This is a genomic window from Vibrio porteresiae DSM 19223 (genome assembly GCF_024347055.1).
Classification (GTDB): domain Bacteria; phylum Pseudomonadota; class Gammaproteobacteria; order Enterobacterales; family Vibrionaceae; genus Vibrio; species Vibrio porteresiae.
The window spans coordinates 2,034,051-2,060,556 of record NZ_AP024895.1; the positions used below are offsets into that span (position 1 = coordinate 2,034,051).

Annotated in this window: 26 protein-coding genes and 1 riboswitch; of the genes, 11 read left to right on the forward strand and 15 right to left on the reverse strand. The window is 45.4% G+C overall.

Annotation, left to right across the window (positions count from 1 at the left end; all coding sequences use genetic code 11):
* Positions 1 to 210 precede the first annotated feature (210 nt).
* On the forward strand, positions 211 to 2,346 hold the full coding sequence (locus OCV11_RS09110) for a hypothetical protein (protein ID WP_261892418.1): 2,136 nt from the start codon (positions 211 to 213) through the stop codon (positions 2,344 to 2,346).
* An 82-nt stretch (positions 2,347 to 2,428) separates the two neighbouring features.
* Here OCV11_RS09110 and OCV11_RS09115 read toward each other — a convergent pair whose 3' ends face one another.
* The 3 genes from OCV11_RS09115 to OCV11_RS09125 form a co-directional block, all read right to left on the reverse strand.
* The gene (locus OCV11_RS09115; RefSeq protein WP_261892420.1) at positions 2,429 to 2,851 is read right to left on the reverse strand and encodes a GNAT family N-acetyltransferase; all 423 of its coding nucleotides are present in this window, start codon (positions 2,849 to 2,851) and stop codon (positions 2,429 to 2,431) included.
* Between the two features lie 158 nt (positions 2,852 to 3,009).
* Positions 3,010 to 3,561: a GNAT family N-acetyltransferase gene (locus tag OCV11_RS09120; protein ID WP_261892422.1), complete on the reverse strand. Its 552-nt coding sequence runs from the start codon at positions 3,559 to 3,561 to the stop codon at positions 3,010 to 3,012.
* A 2-nt stretch (positions 3,562 to 3,563) separates the two neighbouring features.
* On the reverse strand, positions 3,564 to 4,295 hold the full coding sequence (locus OCV11_RS09125; protein WP_261892424.1) for a riboflavin synthase: 732 nt from the start codon (positions 4,293 to 4,295) through the stop codon (positions 3,564 to 3,566).
* A gap of 399 nt (positions 4,296 to 4,694) precedes the next feature.
* Positions 4,695 to 4,793, forward strand: a riboswitch (purine riboswitch).
* Positions 4,794 to 4,818: 25 nt separating this feature from the next.
* On the opposite strand from OCV11_RS09125, the gene add reads away from it, so the two are divergent.
* Together add and OCV11_RS09135 are read left to right on the forward strand one after the other, a co-directional pair.
* A complete protein-coding gene (add, locus tag OCV11_RS09130) occupies positions 4,819 to 5,811 on the forward strand; it encodes an adenosine deaminase (RefSeq protein WP_261892426.1) in 993 nt (330 codons plus the stop codon).
* Positions 5,812 to 6,353: 542 nt separating this feature from the next.
* Positions 6,354 to 8,234, forward strand: coding sequence for a putative bifunctional diguanylate cyclase/phosphodiesterase (locus tag OCV11_RS09135; protein ID WP_261892428.1), 1,881 nt, complete (start codon positions 6,354 to 6,356; stop codon positions 8,232 to 8,234).
* Positions 8,235 to 8,284: 50 nt separating this feature from the next.
* Here the strand turns inward: OCV11_RS09135 and OCV11_RS09140 are convergent, their stop codons facing one another.
* The 11 genes from OCV11_RS09140 to OCV11_RS09190 all read right to left on the reverse strand — a co-directional run bounded on the left by OCV11_RS09140 (position 8,285) and on the right by OCV11_RS09190 (position 16,699).
* On the reverse strand, positions 8,285 to 8,599 hold the full coding sequence (locus tag OCV11_RS09140) for a cupin domain-containing protein (RefSeq protein WP_261892430.1): 315 nt from the start codon (positions 8,597 to 8,599) through the stop codon (positions 8,285 to 8,287).
* A 270-nt stretch (positions 8,600 to 8,869) separates the two neighbouring features.
* Entirely contained in the window at positions 8,870 to 9,295 is a 426-nt protein-coding gene (locus tag OCV11_RS09145; RefSeq protein WP_261892431.1) for a gamma-glutamylcyclotransferase family protein, read from the reverse strand.
* A gap of 59 nt (positions 9,296 to 9,354) precedes the next feature.
* Positions 9,355 to 9,705, reverse strand: a complete 351-nt coding sequence (locus OCV11_RS09150; protein ID WP_261892433.1) for a GlpM family protein — start codon at positions 9,703 to 9,705, stop codon at positions 9,355 to 9,357.
* 472 nt (positions 9,706 to 10,177) lie between these two features.
* On the reverse strand, positions 10,178 to 10,597 hold the full coding sequence (locus tag OCV11_RS09155) for a hypothetical protein (protein ID WP_261892435.1): 420 nt from the start codon (positions 10,595 to 10,597) through the stop codon (positions 10,178 to 10,180).
* Positions 10,598 to 10,761: 164 nt separating this feature from the next.
* Positions 10,762 to 11,160 carry an NUDIX domain-containing protein gene (locus tag OCV11_RS09160; protein WP_261892436.1) on the reverse strand — a complete coding sequence of 133 codons (399 nt, stop codon included), beginning with the start codon at positions 11,158 to 11,160 and terminating at the stop codon, positions 10,762 to 10,764.
* Between the two features lie 42 nt (positions 11,161 to 11,202).
* Entirely contained in the window at positions 11,203 to 11,361 is a 159-nt protein-coding gene (locus OCV11_RS09165) for a hypothetical protein (RefSeq protein ID WP_261892437.1), read from the reverse strand.
* Positions 11,362 to 11,829: 468 nt separating this feature from the next.
* Entirely contained in the window at positions 11,830 to 13,266 is a 1,437-nt protein-coding gene (locus tag OCV11_RS09170; protein ID WP_261892438.1) for a TrkH family potassium uptake protein, read from the reverse strand.
* Positions 13,267 to 13,325: 59 nt separating this feature from the next.
* Entirely contained in the window at positions 13,326 to 14,024 is a 699-nt protein-coding gene (locus tag OCV11_RS09175; protein WP_261892440.1) for a response regulator transcription factor, read from the reverse strand.
* On the reverse strand, positions 14,014 to 15,075 hold the full coding sequence (locus OCV11_RS09180; protein WP_373332784.1) for a sensor histidine kinase: 1,062 nt from the start codon (positions 15,073 to 15,075) through the stop codon (positions 14,014 to 14,016). The genes OCV11_RS09175 and OCV11_RS09180 overlap by 11 nt, the downstream gene beginning before the upstream one ends.
* Before the next feature lie 114 nt (positions 15,076 to 15,189).
* Positions 15,190 to 15,732, reverse strand: coding sequence for a sugar O-acetyltransferase (locus OCV11_RS09185; protein WP_261896266.1), 543 nt, complete (start codon positions 15,730 to 15,732; stop codon positions 15,190 to 15,192).
* Positions 15,733 to 15,880: 148 nt separating this feature from the next.
* The gene (locus tag OCV11_RS09190) at positions 15,881 to 16,699 is read right to left on the reverse strand and encodes a LysR family transcriptional regulator (protein WP_261892442.1); all 819 of its coding nucleotides are present in this window, start codon (positions 16,697 to 16,699) and stop codon (positions 15,881 to 15,883) included.
* Between the two features lie 172 nt (positions 16,700 to 16,871).
* Here OCV11_RS09190 and amaB point away from each other — a divergent pair, with 172 nt between their 5' ends.
* On the forward strand, positions 16,872 to 18,416 hold the full coding sequence (gene amaB, locus OCV11_RS09195; RefSeq protein ID WP_261892444.1) for an L-piperidine-6-carboxylate dehydrogenase: 1,545 nt from the start codon (positions 16,872 to 16,874) through the stop codon (positions 18,414 to 18,416).
* A gap of 138 nt (positions 18,417 to 18,554) precedes the next feature.
* On the opposite strand, the gene OCV11_RS09200 is transcribed toward amaB, so the two are convergent.
* Complete coding sequence (locus tag OCV11_RS09200; protein WP_261892446.1) at positions 18,555 to 19,337, reverse strand: IclR family transcriptional regulator; 783 nt, start codon at positions 19,335 to 19,337, stop codon at positions 18,555 to 18,557.
* Between the two features lie 310 nt (positions 19,338 to 19,647).
* Here OCV11_RS09200 and OCV11_RS09205 point away from each other — a divergent pair, with 310 nt between their 5' ends.
* Genes OCV11_RS09205 through OCV11_RS09235 form a run of 7 tightly spaced genes read left to right on the forward strand, consistent with a single transcriptional unit; the run spans position 19,648 to position 26,364 of the window.
* A complete protein-coding gene (locus tag OCV11_RS09205) occupies positions 19,648 to 20,736 on the forward strand; it encodes an ABC transporter ATP-binding protein (RefSeq protein WP_261892448.1) in 1,089 nt (362 codons plus the stop codon).
* The gene (locus OCV11_RS09210; RefSeq protein WP_261892450.1) at positions 20,733 to 21,638 is read left to right on the forward strand and encodes an ABC transporter permease; all 906 of its coding nucleotides are present in this window, start codon (positions 20,733 to 20,735) and stop codon (positions 21,636 to 21,638) included. Before OCV11_RS09205 ends, OCV11_RS09210 begins: the two co-directional genes overlap by 4 nt.
* Before the next feature lie 2 nt (positions 21,639 to 21,640).
* On the forward strand, positions 21,641 to 22,435 hold the full coding sequence (locus tag OCV11_RS09215; protein ID WP_261892452.1) for an ABC transporter permease: 795 nt from the start codon (positions 21,641 to 21,643) through the stop codon (positions 22,433 to 22,435).
* Between the two features lie 9 nt (positions 22,436 to 22,444).
* Positions 22,445 to 22,786, forward strand: coding sequence for a (2Fe-2S)-binding protein (locus OCV11_RS09220; protein WP_261892454.1), 342 nt, complete (start codon positions 22,445 to 22,447; stop codon positions 22,784 to 22,786).
* The gene (locus tag OCV11_RS09225; RefSeq protein ID WP_261892456.1) at positions 22,776 to 24,164 is read left to right on the forward strand and encodes an FAD/NAD(P)-dependent oxidoreductase; all 1,389 of its coding nucleotides are present in this window, start codon (positions 22,776 to 22,778) and stop codon (positions 24,162 to 24,164) included. The genes OCV11_RS09220 and OCV11_RS09225 overlap by 11 nt, the downstream gene beginning before the upstream one ends.
* Positions 24,151 to 25,251 (forward strand): NAD(P)/FAD-dependent oxidoreductase, encoded by a 1,101-nt coding sequence (locus OCV11_RS09230; RefSeq protein WP_261892458.1) that lies wholly within the window; start codon positions 24,151 to 24,153, stop codon positions 25,249 to 25,251. Before OCV11_RS09225 ends, OCV11_RS09230 begins: the two co-directional genes overlap by 14 nt.
* A 39-nt stretch (positions 25,252 to 25,290) precedes the next feature.
* A complete protein-coding gene (locus tag OCV11_RS09235) occupies positions 25,291 to 26,364 on the forward strand; it encodes an extracellular solute-binding protein (RefSeq protein ID WP_261892460.1) in 1,074 nt (357 codons plus the stop codon).
* Positions 26,365 to 26,506: the final 142 nt, after the last annotated feature.

Below are 26,506 nucleotides of genomic sequence, written 5' to 3' on the forward strand. Positions count from 1 at the left end.
TAAAAATAAGCGTTATCAACTTTCATCATCAATGACTTAACCTACCAATAACATCTATTTGATGCCAGCTTTACACTGCCTTATTCACGATTATTTGCAGAACATTTCTGAAAATCTGGCTCAAGATCAAACTTTATTCTCCTTAGGTATGATTGTGGTTTATCAGCACGTCGGTATAGTCCGAGACAACGTCATGCTAGGTAAAAAATAATGAAAATCACCTATTCCCCACTGCTGATCTTGGGATTGTTCAGCAGTGCAACCTTTTGTGTGGAAGTTCACTCTCCACCCTCCCAAGCGTTTATCAGCCAACTGTCTGATATCGATATCAATTCGGCGCAATCTGGCAGCGAATCCAATCACGCGTTTGATAAATTCACTGTGGTCACAACGTCACAGTGTAACAATCAGGTGTTAGCGATGAGTAGCCAGTCTCTTGACCAAGATCCGCTTGCCTACCACCGCTATGTAGAACAGCTATGGCAACATGCACTTGGCAATGAATATTTCTACATTGAGACTCAAGATTGCAAATCGGATGCTCAAGAGTGGATCACACAAATTCACCCTTGTACGACTGAGTTATGTGGTGAGCAATATGTAGCTGATAAGCAAACCATTTGGCTCAATACACATTTGGAAGTTACCCATGTAAGACAAGCTGCCATTGGCGTACGCACGCCACTCCCTTTTGACAAGCAACACCAACGTTGGCTAGTAACTGGCTATTTTGTTGAAAAAGGCAGATTAAGCGACCAAATTGCACTGAAAGGATTCACTACCGACCAAGCCTTATCTAAAAGCACATTTGTGGATGAGCTTACGCTCTATTTCCCTGATGGCACATTACGGCAAATCACGCACTTTAATGATTCAGGCGTTAAAAATGGTACCGAACATCATTACTACCCAACGGGGCAAATTCACCAAACCGCGCGCTATTTAGATGGTCAATTAAACGGTACGGTCGTGAATTATCATGCCAATGGCAATATTGAAAGTAATGAGCGCTTTATCCATGACCGACATGCCGATGGCGATTGCGAGCATTATGATGCGCAAGGAAATCTGTCTCGCAGCCATATCTTTAAAAATGGCGAATATGACGGTCAATATGTCGATTATTTCAGTAATGGTGTCGTGAAGACGTCGGTGCAATACCATCTTGGTATCATGGTGCGTAGTGAAACGTTCCATGCTAACGGCAACCCCGAGAGTTTGTATCAAGTTCAGGGAAAACAAACGGTTTCTGAACGTTATAATGAGCAAGGTCAACGCATTAGCCGTGATGTATTTACAAAACAGGTTGCTGGAACTTACCCATTTAGTCACGAAACTTGGTTCGCCAATGGCAAGCAAGCAATACAAGAACCCTATGATGAACGGGGGCTTCGTCACGGCATGGTACAGAGCTGGTATGAAAATGGTCAGCCTAAAGAACAAGCACGATATGAGCATGGAAAAGTCACCCACAGAGACTTTTTCTCTCCTCAAGGCATCACGATTGAAGCCATTTCCTATGCTCAAAACAAAAAAGACGGTACTCATCATAAGTGGTCAGCAGAAACGGGCAAACTGATCTACGAGCTGAGCTATGCCGCTGGCATTCCCGTTTCAGCAGAAAAGCACTTTGACCCACGCAATGGTGACTTAGTTGAGCAGATCTACCTCGACAAATCGGGTCAACCACTGGACCATTTAGTTGAGGGGCAAGCCCCTATTCAACATTTTCATCAAGGCCAACTGGCGATGATGAGTTGTGGGGTGAACAACCAAATAACACAAGCAAGTCAATATATTGAGCGAGCCAAGAACAATGATGGTCATGCTCAACAAGTACTCGGCCAGTTTTATTATCAGTGTCATGCTAAAGAGCTCGCGTTACAGTGGCTTTCGCAAGCAGCGCAGCAGAATAATATCGATGCTATTCGTCTTCTCATCACGCTTTATCGAACGCAAGACGGCGAATATGCGCCTATCGCTGATGAGCACATAGCGTGGCGTTATCTGCAGCAAGCAGCACAATTACAAGAACCTAACGCCTTGTTTGAAGTAGGCTTTCACTTTTTACCGAGTGATTTTGCGAAACATGTGTTCCAAGATTGGCAGCAATATCCGTTTGTGACACCTGATGAAGCGCAATCCTTTCGCTACATCAAGCTGGCCGCTGATTTGGGAAATCCTAAGGCAATTTACGCCGCTGGATTAATGTTTCAATACGGCATTGGCATCGATGCATCACAAGAGATGGCACTAAGCTATTACCAAAAACTGCAAGGGGTGTTACCTGATTTAGCACAAAACCTGATCGCTGCGATATCGCAACCTCTTGAACCGATGCAATAACAACGCTGGGCAGTCTATTCTTCAAGAAAACTGCCCAATGTTCTTTAACCCTAACCAAGCATCCCTCGACATTAGGTTCACACTAAGAGGTTAGCGATTTTGTCAAATAGACACGTTCACTATTGGCTACAGGGAAATGACGTAATCGTCCCGTTTCAGCAAAACCTAATTTCTGATAAAAGCCCACCGCTTGCCCGGCAAAGGTATCAACAAAAAGATGAGTAACACCGCGCTCTTTGGCCGCTTGTTCTAATTGTTCAAGTAACGCCATACCTTGCCCTACACCACGCAATTCAGGTTTTACCCATAGATATTGGATGTATAAGCTGGTCGCTAGCTGTGAACCACACACGCCGCCGACCACTTGCGCCGTTTTATCACGTAAAAAGCAAGCAATGCTCTGCTCTTTAAGATTGGGAAATTGCTGTTCATGTAAGGCCATTAGCCCTTGATAGATCGTACCAATATCCTTAGTGGATGGTTGGAAGGTCACCTTAATCTGCATAGAAATCTCTCAGTTATACCAATAACAACAGTGCAAACTAAGTGAACAATAGAGCGAGAGAGTTCCCCTAGGTGGGGAAGAGAGGTAATTAGCTTAGATCACATGATTTTGATCGCTAAATGAATTGGTTCGCTACATGATTGGCGAACACGCGATTCTCAAGCAACATGGCAACTCATGACAAATTCCCCTATGGATTCGTTATCCACTTGATACTTATTGGGAATATAGCTTGCTTCGAAAAATCCTAGCTTACGATAAAGCTGGATTGCTGGTAGGTTGGTATCTAGAACTTTGAGGTCAATCCAATCTATGCGGCGATCTTGTTTGGCAACTTGCACCACCATCGATAGCATTTGTTCGCCCAGCCCTTGCCCTCGATAGGCAAGCCCAACCCCAATTCCTAGCCAAACACGGTCACGGCAACCATCGAATTCATCACGACGCAGGCTAACATCTGCAGCAATCGTTCCCTGTGGATCGCGGGCAAGCCAAAGCCGACGCCACGTGTGTTCACTCTGTTTTGCTTTTAAACCTATTTGGTAGGAATGTTTGAGCGATTCTCCCCACACAGACGTACCACGCGCATCGGGCATAAATAGTGGCGTACCATTTATCCCGTTGGTATCAAATTGCTGTTGGGCATAGACAAAAAACGCGTCCAGATCGAGTAACGTGGCAGCCGTAATGGTGAAAGAGGTTATAGTCATGCTTACTTTGTTTTAACCACGCTTTCATCCAGCGCTTTTGCTTTAGCTCGCGCGCCAAGAAAGTCAAAATCAATACCTTGCAGTGCCAACAAGCGATCAAGCGTCGGATAAAGCTCACCTAATGTATCGCTGAGTGTGCTACGCAGTGTTTCGATCACTTTCTGCGTGCCACGTTCAATCTCGATGTTAAGCCAATCGCCAGCAAATTTTTGCTCGAAAATACTCATACGACAGACTTCGTCACTGAGAACGACGGTAAACAAACTTTGGTTGGTATCAACACTAACAATAGAGACACTTGCGCCATTTAGAGCAACTCGGCTACCCACCACCAAATAGCGTTGCCATTCAGTTGGGAAAGAGAGTTGATAAGTTCGCTGGCCCCCTGACACATCAATAGTGCAAATCTCTGCCTGAAAATCAATGTTACCCGTCAAGCGATGACCATCACAATCTACAGGCTCATTGATACTACAAGTCAGGTTCACAAACGAACCGGATTGCGCCGCAGCTAAGGCGGTATTTGCACATTGCGCGAGTTCAGATTGCAAGCCTAAAAGATCGTTCCCTTTACGTTCAGTCACCGCAAAACGCACACCATCCACACACACCCATTGACCTTCGTGGATGGGTAGATAGAAATCGTGATGACAGCGTAATGTCACTTCCATATGCGACGTCTGTCGAACACAAGTTACGATCTTACCTAACGATTGCACCACACCTGAGAACATATTTTGTAGCCTTTATGATTATCACTTGAAGGAATCGGTATCCGTTACGTAATGACCAATCCCAGCATTCACCTGACAAATGAATGAGTTGTTTTAATTTAGAGTAGATATCCTAATCAAATAAAAAGGAAAAATCTAATACCTCATCGACAAAGATTTATTGTTTTAAATCAAAATCATTACTGCACGATGACTCGCGAGTAGACACAATTTTTCTCTTTAAAAAAAGTGAAATTCTTTTCACAACGGGTTAAATTGCGCCGCTGTCGCTGCCTTGAGACAAATATCAATGGTTATTTACATCCTTATCAGCGAGATGAGAAAGAAGAAATCCCAATTCGTAAGCCACCTTGCACCACTAGAACTGGGCGATCAGTTGTAACTCATTCGCCATAATGATAAGCTCGCGCAAATTTACTTCGTATAATCCCAATAATAAGGTTTGGGAGTTTCTACCAAGAGCCTCAACTCTTGATTATGAAGTCTGTAACTTTATGTCCCCATTTTATAAAGGTAGAGACTGATGAACTATCATAACCTTCCCAAGATCGATCTCCACTGTCATCTCGACGGTAGCGTACGTCCAGAAACCATCATTGAATTGGCTCGCGAACAAAATATCACGCTACCAAGTGACGATATTGAGACCATCCGTTCATTGATGATTGCGCCGGAAACCTGTCAAAACCTGGGTGAATACCTGCTGCGTTTCGAATTGCCACTGTCTGTCATGCAAACTGAAGAAGCTATTGAACGAATCTCTTTTGAAGTATTTGAAGACGCAGCCAAAGAAAATGTCAAATACCTTGAAATGCGTTACGGCCCGATGCTGCACCTCAATAAGGGGCTAACTCTCGATCAAGTGATCCGTAGCGCCGTTAAAGGGATGAAACGTGCGGAAGCGATGTATGACATTAAAGGCAATTACATTCTCTCTATTTTGCGCCACATGCCTAAAGAGACCATCAAATCGGTTCTTGACGCAGGTGCTGCCTATCTGAATAACGGTGTGGTCGCTTTCGACCTCGCAGGTGGGGAAGCGGATGGCTTTTGTCATGAGTTCATCCCCTATGCTCAATATGCCATCGAAAAAGGCTATCGAGTCACCATTCATGCTGGTGAGCAAGGCTGCGGGCAAAATGTCTACGATGCAGTGAGCCTACTTGGTGCAGAGCGCATCGGCCATGGCATCCACATTAAAGGTCATGCGGACGCGTATCAGCTTGTGAAGCAAGACTCTGTCACATTGGAAACCTGTCCAAGCAGTAATGTGCAAACAAAAGCGGTTGATCATCTTAAGAATCACCCGATTAAAGCGTTTTATAAAGACAACGTGCTTATTACCATCAATACCGACAATCGTACGGTTTCTAACACGACAATGACGGATGAAGTTCGTAAAGTTTGTGAGCAATTTTCATTAACCGCTGAAGATTACGCGGCGATTTATAAAACCAGCGTCGATAATTCATTTGCAACCGATGCAGTAAAACAGCATTTATTGAGTTTTATTTGATACATCAAAATAGTAAGGGAAGCTAAGCTTCCCTTTTTTTTTGGGGTTCGATCCCAAAAATCGTTTCTTCTATTGGCCGACATTGTTACACTTTTATTAAATGTATTTGGCTGCAATGCGACCAACTTCATCTTTCATTTACTACCTATATAGTGGTAAAGTTCGCATCAGCTTTTGCTTAAATGCGCATTTTTAGCCCAATTATCGGTGAACACTGCGAAGTGCTTCACTTTTTGACGTTTTCAGTAGCCTAAGCACAGCATTAATTGCGTTTTAGATCATTGAGTTATTTATAACCATTATTTTTATCGCATTGTTTAATTTACTTTTTATTTATTAAAAAGCAATTTTGTTATTCATTTAAAACATTTATTGCAACATAACTGATTTACATTGGTCTAATCGTCCGAAAGTTCATGATTCAGCCTACTTTCATTCAAGTTATGGAATGGGGTTCAGAAAGCTTAAGGCTATTTGCTGATATGTTGTTGTTTTTATTTACTCTATTTTAAATAAGTAATATTGGTTCTGTAGGTTGTTTAATGTACAAGACTGAACGTCTGAAAGTGTTTTCAGCAAACTTGCCGTTTTTGGTTTCCGTAAACATTGGTATCTCTACCATTTTGGTGTTTAGTGGTATCTATGATGGCCTCAGTACAGACAAACTCATCTGGATGTTTTGCATCTATGGTGTGTCTGCGTTACGACTTTTTTTCCACTACGGAATCTCACCAAACAACCCACATAAACTCGACTTTCACTTTGCAGGTGTGATATTCGCTGGCATTGTTTGGGCGAGCTATCCCTATTTATTCCACCAAGACTTTACCATCAAACAAGAGATGGTCGCGCTGATCATCTTCTGTGGTATGTCCGGTGGCAGTGCCAGCCTACTCTCGGCTGATTTACGCTCATCAATTGCTTTCACCACTATCACCGTCATTCCGTTTTGTTTGGTGTTAATGAGCATGGGCAAAGATGAGAAGGCAATTGGTCTGATGGGGATTGGTTACGCTATTGCCCTGTGTTTAAGTGCCGTTCGTAGCTCGACTTTCATTATCAAGTCGATTCGCAGCCAACTGCATGTAGAAAACCTCGTTGCCAATCTAGAAAGCGAAGTGCAAACGCGTACTGCCACCATTTTGACGCTAGAACAACGAGATATGCTCACGGGTCTTTATAACCGTAATAGTTTCACCACTAAGGTGGAATTGGTTCAAGATCAAATCGATACCACCCCAACTATCGATACCTTTATTCATATTAATCTCGAAGCGTTTCATATTATCAATGATAATTATGGGCACGAATTTGGCGACCTAGTACTGACAAAAGTGGGACAACGCCTAACCAATATCGATAAATACTACGGGTCGGTGTCTGCGCGTTGGGGCAACGACGAATTTATTATTTATCTTTCGACTCAATCGGGCTATGCGGTTAACGAATATATTGATTTAGTAAAAGAAAAACTGGCTGAGCCAATTCAACATCATAATATTCGTGTCACACTCTCTTTCCATATTGGGTATTACGAATGCCATCAACCGATGCATGTGTTAAAAGCGATTAAAAATGCCCAACTAGCAATGAATGATGGCAAAAGAAATCACATTCGTATTCGTGCTTTTGACCAAGACATTCAAGATAAATACGAACGTAAAGAATATCTTCGTGTCGAAATGCTTAAGGCACTGGATAATCAAGATTTCTTTATGAACTATCAGCCAATCGTCGATATTCGTTCGCAACGTATTCATGCATTTGAAGCATTAGTTCGCTGGAAAGTGGCTGGAGAACCGATTGCTCCTGATGAATTTATTTCGATTGCCGAAGAGAACGGTTTAATTACCGATTTAGGCAAATTAATTATGAAGATGTCGCTTGTCGCACTCAACCGAGTCAATCAGCGTTATCCTGAGATTGCTATTTCGATTAACGTATCAGCCATCGAGTTTGAGAACGATGAATTTATTGATTATCTCGATTTCTTGATTCATCAATACGCGATTATTACGCGCAACGTCCACTTGGAAATTACCGAGACGGCAATGATTTCCAACTTGGGTAAACTCAGCGACGTAATTAAGCGCGTGAAAGAGATGGGGATTATGATTTCCGTCGACGACTTTGGTACTGGATTCTCATCCATTTCAGTATTGAAGAACTTAAGTGTCGATTTCATTAAAATCGATAAATCGTATGTCGACGACATCTGTACTGATGAAAAAGATCAAAGCATTGTCTCTGCAGTGACGAAAATGGCGCATACCATTCACAGTAAAGTCATCGCCGAAGGCGTGGAATACGCAGATCAATTAGCACTGCTACGTGCAAGTGATGTGGACTTTATTCAAGGCTATCTGTTTAGTAAACCCGTCACCTTTGAAACCATGCTCACTCAGCTGGCCTACGAAAGATGATGACGACATTGGCGCGTGTTAGCATGCGCCAGTGTCTCTGACCGCTGAAATTATCGGTAGAACACCGCCAACCAGACGGTGACCTGCTCAGTGTCACTTTCTACTACTCGGTGCTTTTCATGGGCACGAATCTGCAAGTAATCGCCCGCTTTCAATGTCACTTGGCGGCCATCTTCAAACTCTATGACACCATACCCCTCTAATACCAAAACCCATTCATGTTCATTTTGGTCATACCATCCCTCTTCTGGTGACATTTGGCCACGAGAGAGAATTCGTTCAATGCGCACATGTTTGGTACTGATCAAATCTTGAAACACTTCGTTAGGCAACGAATGGGGAATTTGCGTAAATAAGTTACCCACTTAAGGACTCCTATCTCTTGTTCGGGAAACATTGAATTGAGTACAGCGTCGTTCGATTAACAGCATCGCTACAATACTGATAATCACAAAGCAAAACTCACCTGTAGAGAAGCACCATACCCCTAGTTGTGTATTGATTCCACAAGCATTTGCTTAAATAGGTTACCTGCTTGAAAATAATCCACCACCAACTCGAAAAGGCCAGAGAAAGCAAAACGCACCCGGACATACAATGACCGAGTGCGTAAAATGTAAGTGCGAATAAAAACGTTAAGCCACCGCTTGGCGAGAGCGGTACAAAGCAGAATGTGCCAAAGTATAATCGCCGGGGACTTCCTGCTGAATGCGAGCACCATAAAGCTGATCGAGCGGTTTTCCATAGGCAAAAACGTCAATTTCTTCACCCGTGGCTTTATCAACAACGGTCAGCTCGACACGGCGATAGCCATCAGCTGCATGGATACGCTCTAGCATATCCATCTGACGCAACACATCATCATTAACCAAGAACACTTGCCCTTGAACTTGATGACCATAACCACGATTGAGAATCAACCAAGGGGAGTAGCGATCGCCCACTAAATACAATGGATAACGATTTTTGGTTTGAAAATCTCCAGGATAACGAACACCTTTATTGGTGGCGAAGTTAGGGAAACCTTCTTTTAATGTCCCAAAGACAAACACCTTATGCATTGAAATATCCTTATTTCTATCGGCAGAAAGATGCACCGCATTCGGTACACGAAAAAATGTTATAGGGCCACCGCGTGCCATTTAGTCCAACCAACCAAAAGTAGCGCCGCAAAGGCAACCCACACTAACGTTGCTAAGGTCAACGTCCACATTAAGTTGTAGCGATAGCTAAAATAATAAACCGCGACTAAATACGCCGCGTAAGGAAGCAGAGAATAGAGTCCAAATAAGACGGTTGCCCTTAACTCGTCCATCGTCCGCTCAGAACCCACAATGTAGTGAGCAATCAATGCGAAGGTAGAAAACAGCGGCACCAAACCTGAAATATAGAAACTCTTACTCTTGGACAACAACGCAATCAGCAATACAGCCAACGCTCCTAAACTGCACTTGGCAAATAAAGCGACCACTCATCCTTCCCTATATGAAACACATCTCTCAACTATTGTGTATGCGCATTATGCCCATAATTATGCGTTAATGACTAGCGTTCATTATCGGCATTTTCTTTTTAGTTGAGAATTATCACCAGATGAGTGAATTAATCAATGTGAATATTCCCAATGATGAGACGCCTAAAACGTCACCTATAGTCCTATTTTTCTCGCATATAGTAGATACATAGCGATATTGCCACTACAAAATCGAATAAAACTCACCCATCACAATCTGATTTCAAATTCTGTGCAAAATCGTCATTTATCATCTAATGAGAAAATACCCACAAGGCCACACATGTACATAATTCCTACTGCTAATACAAATTTGACCGAATAATGCACTGCAATAGTTTGCTTATAGATAAGGTAAAAAGAGAATGATCTGGGCTAGGCTTCTTGTTGCCAAAAAGCCTAACTAAAAGAAAGGAAAGAATGGGGAATATTAACGGGCAGCAAAGAGGCTGTTTTGTTGTTCAAATAGCATGGCCAATTGTTGTGAATTTGCCACAGGTTCTACTTGGTAATCTTGGACGTTCTTTGCTTGTGGTACGTAGGCAGAAGCAACATGACTTAACTCAGATAAATCCACTTGCCCATTAGCCGCGATGGTTTTCATTTGATCGGAGCTTAGATGCGCACTATGCCCACCGGGTAAATAAATCGTGCCGTTAGAAAAATCTACCGCAAAAGCGACAACGCCGGGGATAAAGAAAAACAGCAACCCAATCGCATCGAGTGCCGCGATTCCCACATCAATTCGGCCATCAACCTGCCCTTTTCGTTCTGGGTGCATAATGGTGCCGCAAGCGGTGAGATTCATACACAGCATGAGTGCAACAGAGCTGGCAATTATTTTTTGCATGCTTGTATCCTTAATCGTCATTGAAAAAGTGATCTTAATGCAAAGTATAGTGGCCTAATTAAAAGGAGCTGTCTGATTTACTTAAAGAGTTTGTCAACTCTCGCCCAAATGGGTTGAGCGAGAATCGTCGACAAAATGACAATGGCGTGATGAGTATGATCGTTTCAGTGAGTTAACGTACTTAGCAACTCAACGAAATGGTTTATGGCAGGATAGGTCACGCTGGTACAGTTACTGGGTAATGCTTTGGCTGGATACCATCGGATTTCTCTACACAAGTGCGGCTCGGCATTACGCAATTGACCTTGCCATTCATGGCAATAGAACACGTAATGACATATGCCTTCATTTTCATCAAAAATATCGCAAATCAACGATAACGAGGTCACTTTCACACCGACCTCCTCTTGTGCTTCGCGAATCGCTGCTTGGGTGGGAGATTCATCGGCTTCAACCCTGCCAGAGGGAAGCCCCCACAGATTACTAAGACGACGGGTGTTCTCTCGATAACCCAGTAACACTTGGTTATCTTGCGCAAATATCATATGCACCACATCCACCATAAGATCTCCTTAATCTTTTGAGATTGAAACATCTTAATCAGCTTAGCGTATTTTCATCGCTTTTATTTGATCGATACCGATACCAATCAAAGTACCAAAGATAAGGCCTAAGGCCATATTGCCCATTCCCCATCCCACTAAAGTGCCCAATCCTAATCCCCAAGCGTAAAACTTGCCGTCGCCCGTTCTCATGCGCATCATTTCTTCCTTGTTTTTGTGTTATGTAAATCTGTGCTATTACTCTGCTCTTTCACTGGCAGATTGGCTTCAGATTACCGCGTTGAGCTCAAGTTTCAATCGTCAATTCGCTAAAAGTAGACCTAACTTTCGCTTCATCGTTGGCAGCAAAATTGGCGGTTATGATAGAGACTATCCCATATTCACTAAGGCAATGGTTATGCCATATTTCAGACAAAAAAACGGAGCTAAGACTCCTCTTAGCTCCGCTTTACTTAACTCAGTGGCTTAGCACTCTTTGTTGCCCATATTGATTATTTTGCTCACTGATAAATAGCCAACCCTTTGCGGGTCTACCTTCTAACTTACTGACGTCGTTAGTAAAGGATTCGTCGTTTGATGAGCATCATAGCGACGTGGCCGTTATCGTGAGAATCGTAAACTTACAAACTCTTGGTTTACAAACTACTGGTATAGCAAACCGACACTGAGTTAATAGCGCCAAAATGCCTTAGAAAAGATGATAAGGACTGGGAAAATTTCCAACCGACCAAAGATCATGGCTAAGCACATTAACCACTTAGCGGGATCTTTTAACGGAGCAAACCCTGACGCCGTTTCACCCCACCCTAATCCCATGTTGTTAATACATGCCGCTACCGTGCCGTAAGCTGTTTTAAAATCGTGACCAATGGCGACCAATCCCCAAATAAAGAAACAGGTGAAAAAGATCCACAAAAAGAACAGTCCCCACACTGAACGCATCACTCGATCATTGACTTTCTCTCCGGCGATTTTCGTGGTTAACAGTGCATTAGGGCGAACCAGTTGGTTGATTTCCGTTCGACCTTGACGAAACAGCAGCAAAAAGCGCATTGCTTTGATCCCACCACAGGTTGACCCAAAACAGCCACCAAAAAAGCTGGCTCCCATGAGCAGCAATACCACCGCATCGGGCCACTGAGGAAATCCCGCTGCACCTAACCCGTTATCGGTCATCACGGAAACCGCTTGGAAAAAGCCATGAACAAAGGCATCCGATAAACCAAAGGTGTGTGTGCGAACCAGCTCTAACCACGTAATCAACACCACGATACTCATAATCAGCATCATGAATTTGAACTCGGAATTGCTCCAAATCGGTTTAAAACTGCGCTTGATGATCGCCACATAGTAAAGCGAGAAATTGACTGCCGCGAAGATAGAAAAGACCCCACCGACCAACTCTATCGCTGAACTGTGGTAATACCCCAAACTATCGCCATGCGTAGAAAAGCCGCCAAGCGAAACCGTTGATAGGCTATGACAAATCGCATCAAACCAGTTCATACCCGCCCAGTAGTAAGCCAAGGTCGTAACTACCGCAAGCAAACTGTACAAGCCCCACATGCTGCGTGCCGTATCGGCCAAACGCGGTGTGAGTTTCTCCTCTTTCATCGGCCCCGGCATTTCAGATTGATAAAGCCTTGCACCACCAATCCCTAGAAAAGGCATGATGGCAACGGCTAAGACGATAATCCCAAGACCACCAAGGAAATTGAGCTGAGCACGAAAAAACAGTATCGACTGAGGCAAACTATCAATATTCGATAACACCGACGCCCCTGTCGTAGTGATACCAGAGACACCTTCAAACAACGCATCGGTAAAAGAGAGGTCGAGACGGCGGTCGAGATAAAATGGCATCGCACTCATGATGGAGAAAATCAGCCAGAAGAGACAGGCCACCATAAAGCCATCACGTTTTTGCAAATACTTATCTTCGCTTTTATTGGTGAGTTTCCAGCCAGCTAAACCAATCAGCAGCGAGACCGCAAACGTGAGGAAGAAAGGCGTGATATAACCATCGCGATACAGCCAAGCAACGCCCATTGGCACTAACATGGTTAAGCTGTAAATGATGATCAGAAAGCTACAAAGATGCAGCACGGTTCCCACCCTAGAGTGAGAGCGTAAGTATGAGTGAATGTTCATGATTTGCTGAAAGATTACTGTTCAGTTAACGCTTGGGTAAGCAGCCGATAGCCTAAGCCTGGTTCTGTTTTGAGCAGTCGCTGTTCATCGACACTGTCGTGTAACTTGCGCCGCAATTGGCTAACCAACACTCGTAAGTAGTGAGTATCTTCGGTATGAGTCGCACCCCAAATGGTTTGCAACAGTTCAGTTTGTTTGATCAGTTTGTTGGGATGCTTCGCTAACATACATAAAAAGGCGAATTCCTTCTTGGTTAATGCCAGCTCCTGATCGTCAAGCCATAGCTGATGACTGCTTTGCAGCAAACGAATTCGCCCGCAGGACAATTCATCAGACACACTCGTCTCATCCACCAAATCACGCAACAAGACCTTAATTCGAACCATTAACTCTCTGATACCAAAAGGCTTACTCAAATAGTCGTTTGCCCCTGCTTCCAGCAAACGTATTTTTTCATCCTCTTCATCACGAGCAGTTAGGATCAAAACCGGAGTCCGGCTCTGGCTTCTTAGGTACTCTAACAAGCGAATACCATCACCATCTGGCAGACCTAAATCGAGCACCACCGCATCGATACCGCCTTGTTTAAGCACGTCCAGCGCTTCGGCGATGGAATGAGCGCCACAATATTCCAGTCCCTCTGCCACCAGCGAGATACGAATAAAGGTATGTATTTGCAGCTCATCATCTACGACTAAAATTTTATGCGCCACAATGGGGTTCTCCCGATGTCATCGGTAAGGTAATACGAAATACACTGCCCTCGGGTTGAGCAATCGCCTCAATGGTGCCTTGATGTGCGGCAATCAAGCCGCGCGCAACAGCCAGCCCTAACCCAGTGCCACTGTCGTTATGCTTGAGTCCTTTTTGCGAATAAAACAGCTCAAACATCTGCTCAGCTTGCTCTACAGAGAAGCCAATTCCTTGGTCTTGTACATCAAGAACCACGGAATTCTGTTGCGAATAGAGATGCAACGTCACTTGCGTGTCTAGGGGCGAATAACGTAGCGCATTATCCACCACATTAAATAGCGCCTGAGCAATCAAACTTGAGCTAAGCGACAAGGTCGGTAGCGGCTGCTTTGCCTCAATCACCACGCGCGAAGCTCGCTCACCTAAGCGTGATAACACGAGGGAGACAACCTGCAGCAGCGACTCTTCTTCTTTATTCACTTTCAAAGCACCATGCTGCAGCTTGGTCGCTTGCAACAGGTTTTCAATGTACTGATGAAGACGATGACTCTCTTGCGTGGCACTGTCGAGCAACTCATCGGTTTCCACTTTCGAGAGCAACGCTTGATACTCTTTTAAAGTACTTAACGTGCCAATAATGGTAGCCAAAGGAGTGCGCAAATCGTGAGAGACAGATAATAATATCTGATTGCGTAACTGCGCTTGTTTCAACGCGTCTTGCTGGCGTTTGTACCGCTCAGCTAAACGACTAGTCAATAAGGCCACCACAATGAACATCAGGAGATTAATAATGTCATCTTGTCGCCACATGACCAAAGAATAACGCGGTATCGTAAACAAGAAGTTGAAACAGACAGCCCCGATAATAGCCGCTATATAAGCGTATTTACCTTCACAGTAAAAAGCGACCAGCACCACCGCAAGTTCTAATAGCAATAACACCGCCACCGCAGACTCTAAAGCAAGATCGAGCCAATAACTGCAAACCAATGCAGTAAGCACGACAACTGCCGTAAAGAGCATACGTTGACCCATCGTTCTTGGTGTCATGGTGATCGTCATCATTTTCATCAGTGGCGCTACTCTATCAAACCGGTATTTTATTGGCGCGTAAAAAAAGCGTAAAAAAGCACGTCATTTACGTGGTTAAGTTTACGCTTTTTTATCTAAACGTTGGCCTTTGAATTACGCTTCAACCGCTAAATGGCGCAATATTTTCGCTGGGTTACCGCCAATAACCACATTATCGCCAAAGCTTTTGGTGACCACACTACCCGAAGCGACCACCACATTGTTACCCAATGTGACCCCAGGGTTAATCGTTGCGTGACCGCCAATCCAGCACTCGTCGCCTATGGTAATCGGTTTGGCAAACTCAACCGATTTACGCAGCGTTAAATCCAGCGGATGCCCAGCGGTATAAATGCCAACTTGTGGACCAATCAAACAGTTGTCCCCAATAGTCACAGGCGCACAATCCAAAATCACCCCATCCGTATTCATGTAGAAGTTTTCCCCTACCCGAATATTGTGCCCATAGTCACACGCAAAGCGGCCACTGATATGAAAACGTTCGCCCACTTGTCCAAACAATTCACGAATGATTGCATTACGTGCCTCGCCTTCTCGACGGCGTAACTGGTGAAAATCGTCTAATAAATCACGAGCACGGGCGCGCAGCGCTACTAAAGTTTCCTCTTCTGAATAGTAGTTTTCGCCATTACACATCGCCACCCACTGACGGTCATCGCCACTTTGCAAAATATCGGAAAAAGATGGATACGCCACAATCTAAGCCTCTCATGATTTAAATAATGCTTGAGTCTACCGTATTCATCGTGTTTCTCAATCATTGCCGCTGTTTATTCCTAACTGCCTAGCAGAATTGGAAAAAAGCATGAATATCAGCAGGTAAGCCATGGTCGCGTTCTACCGCTAGACCAATGACGCGCGTCAATTGAATATCTGCTAGCGGTTTCACAATCACATCCGTCCTTCGTTCTACTGTGTAAGAGGGCACGACCGATACCCCTAAACCTGCACTGACCAGATCTAAGGCGTACTCTTCGGTTCTCACCGTAGCTCGAATATTCAGCGCCATGCCTCGATCTTGGATTGCGTAACGCCACGCATCGTCGATATCGCAAGGCTGACGGCTAATAAACGGAATATTGTTTAGCGCGATCAGCGGAATATCCATTCGATGGCTTAGCGGATGATCTTTTGGCATCGCTAATACGTAACTGTCTGACCAAAGTGGATGAAATATCTCATTGTCATGACACTGATTTTTGGTGATCAAGCGCGCATCCGCTGCATCATTAACGTCCACCAACGTCAATTCCAGATTCGGGATTTTATCCAGTAGCCCCTTAACGATATTACTGACGCGCTCACTGCCTAAAAACGGACTTAACGCTAGCTTAAGCTCTCGCTGTTGATAAGATTCAATCAGTAATGACTTAAGCTCCCCAACTCCCAAAAGCAACTCTTTGGCCTTAGGATAAAGCCTTCCACCTTCAGGCGTTGGACTCACACCTTTGGGGTGACGCACAAACAACTGACATGCCAATTCACTTTCTAGCTGCGCAATCGCTGCTGATATGGATGGCTGAGAAATAAAGCAACGCTTAGACGCCCCGCTAAAACTCAATTCTTCAAATACGGCGACAAAATATTTTAACGACCGAAACATCCGTGTTTCCTCTTAAGCCAAACATCAAATTCACCTATTACCCACCATACCCTGTGATGGTGCATTCACATAGGAAAAAACTATACCCCTTGCAGATATTCCGTATTTTACCTATGGCTAGGTAACTTTTAGGATGAGGTTAATACGTTGAACTAGAAACAAGGATTTGGCAATGAACATGGAATTTCTCGATGAACTAGGCCTCAATACTTTTCGTCATAACGAGCTGTTTGCCTCGGTGGTCAGTGGCACTCAGAGCCAACAGGGACAAGGTAACACTCACTGCGGTTATAGCCCGATAGACGGCATGCAAACCGCCCAGTTTAACCTAGCAACACCTGAGCAACTCGATGCACAAACTGAGCGTTCAATCGCTGCATTTAACCAGTGGCGCACGACTCCAGCCCCTATTCGAGGTCAGTTTGTCCGACGTATTGGTGAGCTGGCACGCCAATATAAACATCAGCTTGCACAAGTCATCACCTTAGAAGCTGGGAAAATACTTCCAGAAGCCCTAGGTGAAGTACAAGAATGGATTGATGTGTGCGATTTTGCAGTCGGCCTTTCACGCCAGTTACACGGTTTGACCATTGCCAGTGAACGTCCTGGTCATCGCATGATGGAACAGTGGCATCCTCTCGGTCCTGTTGCAGTGATTTCAGCTTACAACTTTCCCATGGCGGTTTGGTCTTGGAACGCTATGCTGGGTTTGGTGTGTGGCGATGCGATTGTATGGAAGCCATCTGAAAAAACACCGCTGTGTGCACTCGCCATTCAAACCATTGTCAATCGTGCTTTAGACGAGATGCCTCATGTTCCCAAAGACATTGTTAGTGTCATCATTGGCGATGCAGCAATTGGTATGGCGATGAGTCAGGATAAACGCTATCCGCTAGTGTCAGCGACCGGTTCAACGCGAATGGGCAAAAGTGTTGGTGAGATGGTTGGCGCTCGTTTAGGACGTTCTCTTCTCGAACTTGGCGGTAACAATGCCATGATTGTGTCACAACATGCGGATCTCGATTTGGCATTAAGAGCCATTGTTTTTGCCGCAGTGGGAACGGCCGGACAGCGTTGTACATCGCTGCGCCGTGTCATTGCCCACCATTCAGTCAAAGAGGCGTTAGCACAGAAACTTATCCACGCTTACCAATCCTTGCGTATTGGTGATCCCCGTAAAGAGCATGTTCTCGTTGGCCCTCTAGTTGATGAGCTCAGTTATGCGACGATGCAAAATGCCTTACATTCAGCTGAGCAGCAAGGTGGAAAGCGGCTTATTGGCGGTGAGCGGATAACGAATAATGTGCCGCAAGGCGGTTTCTATGTCGCGCCTTGCATCGTGGATATCGAAGCAGATGCTGAGATTGTCCAACAAGAGACGTTTGCGCCTATCCTCTATCTAATGAGTTACGACACCATTGAGCAGGCAATTGAGATTCAAAATAATGTTCCGCAAGGTCTCTCTTCGGCCATTTTCACCGAGAGCCTAAAAGAAGCCGAACTCTTCCTCTCTCCAGAAGGTTCAGATTGTGGTTTAGCCAACGTCAACATCGGCACGTCTGGGGCAGAAATTGGTGGTGCATTTGGCGGTGAAAAAGAGACCGGCGGCGGCAGAGAGTCTGGTTCAGATGCATGGAAAAATTACATGCGCCGTTCTACCAATACCATTAACTACGGCGGTGACCTGCCATTAGCGCAAGGGATTGTGTTCGAATAACACCCTGATTTTTTTTTAAAAATTTCACTTAAACGAATCATTTCACTTAAACGAATCGACAACTGGCCGATTCGTTTTTATATAAGACATAAGCCAAAGAGTCTAACTCAATGATTCATTTGATAGCAGTGAGACATTCTATAAACGTGGCCGACTTAAACTCGGATCAAATGGATTTATCTGTTCACTGAGCTTTTGCGCTTCTTGCTTCATCAATTCCACAATAATCGGTAGCCGCTCTGGCGTTAACCGAACAGCCAACGTACCAATACTCAAAGCAGCCACAATCTTACCGTTACAATCAAATACAGGTACGGCTAACCCAGCCATGCCTTCAATTAAGCCACTGTTTTTCGCGCAATACCCCTGCTCTTTTACCTTGGAGATTTCAGAGCGGATTTCGACTTCGTCGTACATTTTGTACTCTTTTAAACGCCCCAAATTGTGCTGCAGTATCTCTTCTTGCTCTGCTCGTTGCATAAAAGCCAAGATAGCCATCGAGCCTTGACCAACGCCTAGTGCGACGCGACCACCTACATCACCGGTGAAGGTTTGAATGGGAAATGGACCTTCAAACCTATCCAAACAAATAGCGTCATAGCCATTACGCACTAACAGAAATACCGTATCGTTTAAGCGCGCACCCAAACGCAGTAACACCGGTTTAGCGAGCTCCCTTAAGCCCGATGAATGCCCTGCCTGCGCCGCCAAAGAGAATAATTCCAACCCGAGTGAGTAGCGTTTATCGTTTTCTTGTACCACGACTTTCTCATCGACTAATGATTTTAATATGCGATGAACCGAGGCTGGCGTCATTTCTGTCTCCGCCACAATGTCGGTAATCCGCATACCGGTTTGATGATGTTGAGCTAACAAACGAATAACCTTAAAGAGACGAGCGGTACTGCTGAGTGATTCCAAGTGAACTCCTTTTCTGCACGGTAGCGAAATCATCCTTTGCACAAGAAATGTTCAGAAGTGGTGCATGCCATTTCATAATTGTGCAGCTGCTTTTATTCTAGTCCATCCCCATTAGAGAGCAAAACCACCTAACGGATTTACCTATTCTTATTTGCAACTTTTATTCCGCTTATCGGAATTATTTGTATAAAAATTTCGTTCAGTGGAAAAAGTAGCCACCCATGGCATAGATAGTGCAATTTTCTTATCACAAGGAAAAGTAGAAGAACATGCTCAACACCGAAACATGTTCCTGAACGGAGGCACTGTTATGGCATTTTTGTCACTCTCGAATCTGTGTAAGAACTACAGTGGTCGGCAAGTAATAAAAAATATCAATCTGTCGATCGAACAAGGGGAATTCATCTCTCTGCTTGGCCCATCGGGTTGCGGTAAAACCACTACGCTACAAATGATTGCGGGGTTCGTGGACGTCACCCATGGCGCTATCATGCTAAAGGATCGCAACATTACCCAAACGCCCCCCAACGAAAGAGGCTTAGGTATTGTATTTCAATCCTATGCGCTCTTTCCTCATATGACGGTGGCAGAGAATGTGATGTTTGGTCTGCAGATGCGTAAAGTGTCGAGTACCGAGCAGCGCGAACGTACTGAAAAAATCCTCAAGCATGTTCACTTAGAACAGTACAAAGATCGCTATCCGCGGCATCTTTCTGGTGGGCAACGGCAACGTGTCGCTCTCGCGCGTGCGTTAGTGATTAACCCCGACATATTGCTGCTCGATGAACCTTTATCGAATCTCGATGCAAAACTTCGTGAAGAGATGCAATACGAACTGCGCCGCATCCAATCCTCCTTTGGCACCACAACATTAATGGTGACCCACGATCAAAATGAAGCGATGTCGATAAGCGATCGCGTTGTGGTGATGCAAGATGGCGTGATCGTCCAAACCGATACCCCGCAAAAACTGTATCAGTTCCCTAAAAACACCTTTGTTTCATCGTTTGTCGGTCATTCAAACCTGATTAAAAGCACCATAACCCAGGTAACCAATTCAGCCACAACATTGTCCATCACGAACCAAATCAAACTTGAATTAAATCGAAAATTTCATTTTGTGGCCAATTCAAAAGTGATTTTAAGCTTACGACCAGAGTCGTTACACATCGTCCCCTTGGGTCAAGGACGCCTTGAGGGAACACTGGCAGAACAGTTTTTCATGGGCAGCCACTGGATGTACTTAATCGATACACCAGTCGGTCGTCTAGAAGTAATGTCGTCACAAAATACGCCCAACGGGCTGATGCTCGGAGCGCCATTATCACTGGACTGGGCCGATAGCGATTGCCGCTTACTACCGACCTCAGAACGCAGCAGCGAAGAGGTTGCAGCATGATGGCAGACAACGCATTAACCACCAGCTCGGCTAAAAACCTTAGCCCCAAGTCGCCGCATATCACGCCTTGGTTTCTGTGCAGTATCGGCACCATGATTTTTCTGATCATGATCATTACACCGTTGGTCATTACTGTATTGCTCTCTTTTAATCGTTATGACCCCAACCTAGGTGCCATCGCTGGTACATTCACTTTCGCCAACTTTAGCGACATTTTTAGTGACTCTTGGTATTGGGAAATCTTCGGTCGCACGGTATGGGTGAGCTTTTTAGTCACACTCCTGTGCGCCATTATCGCGATTCCAGAAGCCATGATTCTTAACCGTATGGATCGGGTATGGCGCTCCATCATGCTGGTCGTGATTCTTTCGCCGCTGCTGATTTCCGTCGTTATTCGTTCATTTGGTTGGAGCTTATTGCTGGCCGACAACGGCTTAGTCAACCGCTGCCTTGAATTTTTCGGCATTCCAACTGTGACGATGCTTTATCAACAGACAGCCGTCATTATTGCTCTGGTTCATGTCATGATGCCGTTCATGTTGATCCCACTTTGGACCACCATCCAAAAAATGGATCCCGAAGTGGAAAACGCAGCACTGTCGTTAAATGCCAGTCGCTTCAAAACCTTCTATCGCGTGCTATTACCTCAAATGACGCCGGGGATTCTCTCTGGGTGTCTGATCGTCTTCGCGTTAAGTGCCAGCTCATTCGTGATTCCGGGCATTCTGGGTGGACGTCGTTTCAAAGTCGTTGCCACCCTCATTTACGACCAGTATTTGAGTGAGCTGAACTGGCCTTCAGGAGCCGCATTAGCTTTGATTCTCTTACTCGCAAACGTCCTGATCATCGTCAATTTCAACCGTCTGCTGCAACGCACTTATAAAGCTAAGTTGGAGGATTAACCATGCGAAAAAATGGTCCTTTTTCACTCCTTTTCCACTATTTGGTGGTGGCGTTTATGTTGGCACCTTTAGTGATCGTCTGCTTGGTTGCATTTACCCCAGAGCCGACACTGACCTTACCCACTACGCACTGGTCATTACGCTGGTTTAAAACGCTACTTGAGCACGATGAGTTCATTAGCTCCTTTTGGTTAAGCCTCGGTCTAGCTGCAGGTTCGGCCACCTTATCGTGTCTTATCGCAATACCAGCAGGATTGGCGCTGATTCGTTATGAATTTCCGGGCAAAAACTCCATCAGTGCCTTGCTGTTTTCGCCTTTGCTGATTCCTCATTTGGTGTTAGGTGTGGCGTTGATGCGCATGTTTACCCTATTAGGGGTGAATGGATCCCTATTCTGGCTACTTCTTGCACATATCGTCGTTGTAACGCCTTATGTTCTGCGCCTAATTTTCACTGCGTTAATGGGCTTTGACCGAGCAACCGAACAAGCAGCTCAATCATTAGGTGCCAATAAACTTACCGTCTTTTTTAAAGTGACCCTACCTATCATTTTACCCGGCATTGCTGGCGGTTGGGCACTGGCTTTTATCAATAGCTTTGATGAAGTCACCATGTCGGTATTCGTTACGTCGCCATCCACTATCACACTGCCGGTGCGCATGTATATGTACACCACTGAATCAATCGACCCAATGATTGCTGCGGTCTCGACTGTCATGATTCTGATCACGGCAATTCTTATGTTTGTCATAGACCGCTTCTACGGATTGGATCGTCTGTTAATTGGTAAAAATTAAGAGGTATTTATGGACAATACGGATTGGCATGAGGGCAACACGATCATCATGCATCGCGTTCAGGAGCTGGATCGATCCCCTATCGCATTCTTGTTTGATGGGCACGAGGTGACCGGATTTGAAGGTGACTCCATTTTGGTCGCCATTTTAGCCCGATTCCCTTTTCTTAGAAAAAATGAGTTTAGCCATCAGCCACGCAGCGGTTTTTGTTTGATGGGCGCATGTCAAGAGTGCTGGGTCTGGAACAAACAGGGCGAGCGGATTCGTTCCTGTTCAACGCCTCTACAAGCTGGCATGGAGCTTTTTTCGACTTCGCCAGTTATCCAAGGAGAACTTGCTCATGAGTCATAACGTCGTGATTATTGGTTCTGGCCCAGCCGGAATGGCAGCGGCGAAAACGTTGGTAGCCAAAGGCATTCACCCCATCGTCATCGATGAAAATGACCGTTCGGGCGGCCAGATCTATCGCCAACAGCCCAGCAACTTTACTCGCACCAAAAAACAGCTTTACGGTTTTGATGCTAAAGAAGCCGAGCAGACCTTAACTGAATGGCAAACAATATCAGGTCAATTGACCTATTTGCCTAATCATCTGGTGTGGAATGCCGTAGGTAAAACGCTCTATCTCTTTAACCAAAATAAACCCGGTTACCAAGAGATTGAGTGGGATTCACTGATCGTTGCCAATGGCGCAACAGACCGAATTTTGCCGTTTAAGGGTTGGACGCTCCCCGGTATTTACACATTAGGCGCGGCCCAAATCGCGCTTAAAAATCAGGGCTGCCTTATAGGCCAAAGTGTTGTCTTGGCAGGAAATGGTCCATTGCTCTATTTGCTCGCGTGGCAATACCTAAAAGCAGGAGCCAATATCAAGGCCATCCTCGATTACTCTGGTTTTATGGATCAATGTAAAGCGACCACTAAACTGCTGCATGCACCTAAAGTGGTTTATAAAGGCATCTATTTTCTTGCCGAGCTCAAACGAGCCGGCGTCAAAATTATCTACAACGCTCGGCTTGATTCGGCTGCGGGTGATGAAAAAGTCACGGGCATTTTCTGGCACAAACAGGGGCAAACTCACGCAAGTGAGTATCTCGAATGCGATTCTGTCGCCTTTGGCTATGGATTACGCTCTGAAACGCAAATCCCTGATTTGCTTGGTTGCCAATTTCACTATCACGCAGAGTATCGTGATTGGTTACCCGTGCTTGATGACCAACAAACGTCTGTACCTGATCTCTATTTGGCCGGTGATGGTTGTGGCATAGCAGGGGTTTATGCGGCGAAACTCAGTGGAGAAAAAGCGGCCAATCAGATTTTGCAAAAGCTCAACTTGCCGGTTTCAACCCATGACATCAGCAACATTGATAAGCAACTCAACCACTTTACGACCTTCTCTTATGGGCTCACTCAGGCCTTTCCATTTCCGACCACATGGGCACAAGAAGTCCCTGATGAGACCGTGATTTGCCGCTGCGAGAATGTCACCGCAGGTGATATTCGAACTATGGTTCGTGACAGAAATTGCCAAGAGATGAATCAGCTTAAAGCTCATTGCCGCAGTGGTATGGGGCGCTGTCAGGGCCGTGTCTGTGGCACCGCCATTCGCGAACTACTCGCTTATGAGACTCGCCAAAGCAGTGATGCGGTCGGGCGTATTCGTGCGCAAAGTCCACTTAAACCTATCCCGATTATTGTTGAAGAGGAGTTCGCTGATGAACACCACTAAATCAGATGTCATCGTTATTGGTGGTGGCATTGTTGGCTCGTCCGCGGCGCTGTTTATGAGTCAGAAAGGGCTGAAAGTGACTCTTATCGAAAGAGACGCCTGTGGTAGTCGCTCCAGTGGCGTCAATTTCGGAGGAGTACGTTGTCAGGGGCGTCCTGTTACTCATCTTCCTTTAGCGATAAGAGCGCGCGATATTTGGCGCGATGCAGAAAATATCATCGGTGGCCGCTTTGAATACACAGTAACCGGTCATCTTAAATTGGCGCGCACTGACGAAGAACTCACGATCCTCAACGACTATTACCACGAGTCGCTTGATATGGGGCTTGATCTTGAAATGCTCTCCGGCGATGAAATTCGCCGCCGTTACCCATGGTTTAGCGGTCGAGTCCTCGGTGGTTCGCTGTCTCCCCATGATGGGCAGGCTAACCCAAGAATCGTCAGCCCTGCCTTTGCCGCTGCAGCGCGTCGTGCTGGTGCTACCGTATGTGAACGTGAACCGGTTCAGCAGGTAGAAAAACTGTCTTCTGGCTATCGCGTCACGACGGAAAAAGGCATTTACGAAGCTGAGCAGCTTATCATTTCAGCGGGTGCATGGAGCAACAAGATTGCAACGCAGCTGGGAGAATCCTTTCCATTAACCCACGGTTTCCCAGCGATGGCGGTGACCGAACCTGTCCCCTATTTCATCCATCCTTGCCTAGGCGTGCAAGGTGGCGATATCTATTGCCGTCAAGTCACGCGCGGGAATGTGGTTTTCGGTGGCGGACATGGCGTCGGTGTAGGAGAAGCCTCTTCAAGAGCGACCAGTGATAGTTTGATGACGTTAATGAAAAGGTTATTAGAGCTCATTCCTGCCATGAAAAACACGCAAATTCTGCGCACCTGGTCTGGCATGGAAGGTTTCTTACCCGATAACACCCCGGTTATCGACAAAAGCCAAAAAAACGCTGGCCTTTATTATGGATTTGGCTTTTCCGGTGGCGGTTTCGAAATCGGCCCCGGAGCGGGCGCTGCACTCGCCGATCTCGTCGCGCATGGCAGTACGTCAACGGATCTTACCCCATTTAGAGTGTCTCGCTTCTAAGCAAAGAATGCAGACAAAATGACCATCAAGGAGAACCTCATGAAAAAATGGACTTATTCAACGCTCTTTTGTCGCAACGCTATCGCGACCACCTTGCTCGCCGGAACCTTAATGGCGGTCGGCAGTGCATCCGCTTATGCGGAAACAACGCTATACGTTGGGATGAACGGGGGCACCATGCAAAAAATGTATGAAGACTATGTGTTCCCTCCTTTCGAAAAAGCCAATAACGTCAAGATCATGGTGATTCCTGGCACCTCATCTGACGTGCTCGCCAAGGTTAGCGCTAGCCGTGAAAACCCACAAATGAACCTCATGTTTCTTGATGATGGCCTGATGTATCGCGCCATCAACATGGGACTATGTACAAAAACCGAGCTTCAACCTGAAATTAAAGAGCAACTTTACCCATCGGCACATATTAACGATGACATGGCCACCGCGGTGAGCATTGGCCTCACTGGCCTTGGCTACAACACCAAAATGTTTAAAGAGAACGGCTGGGATGCACCGACGTCTTGGAACGATCTTGCCGACCCTAAATACAAAGGCAAGCTGATATTCCAATCGCTCCCATCCTCTACCTTTGGTTTACATGCTTTCCTCATGTTTAACCGTCTGCACAATGGTACTGAAGATAACGTCAACCCAGGCTTTAAAGCATGGCCAGATTCCGTTGGTAAAGATGTCAAAGTCTATATCGCAGGCTCATCCAAATTATCAGAGATGGTTCAGACCGACGAAGCCGGCATCTTCCCGATAACCCCAACACTGGTTGCGGCATGGAAAGCCAAAGGCATTGATGTGGCTTACGCCAACCCTAAAGAGGGCTCCGTTACCTTGTTCTACACCCAGTGTGTCGTAAACAAGAGCCAAAATCAGGAGCTAACGCAGAAATTGGCCAACTGGGTGCTATCAGAACAGGCGCAAACACTGGCTCTTGAGCACGCCTCTTACATTCCTGTGAACTCAAAAGTTGAAGGCGCTGGAGAGACGAAGGAAGAGCTAAAACAAATTGGCGGGTACATGAAAACCGCAGTTACCCTTGATTGGGACAAAATCAACACTAACCGCCCAGCGTGGAACAAACGCTGGAACCGTGAAATCGAGTAAACAAACTCAAAGCTGCTGCACCGTCAGCAGCTTTTCTCTTTTTAGCCACCCAATTGCTATAGAGTTAACCAATCAAACTCATCCCCACTGACCTTACTAGAATATTTCCGTATACTTCGCCAGGTTACTTATTTCATTAGGA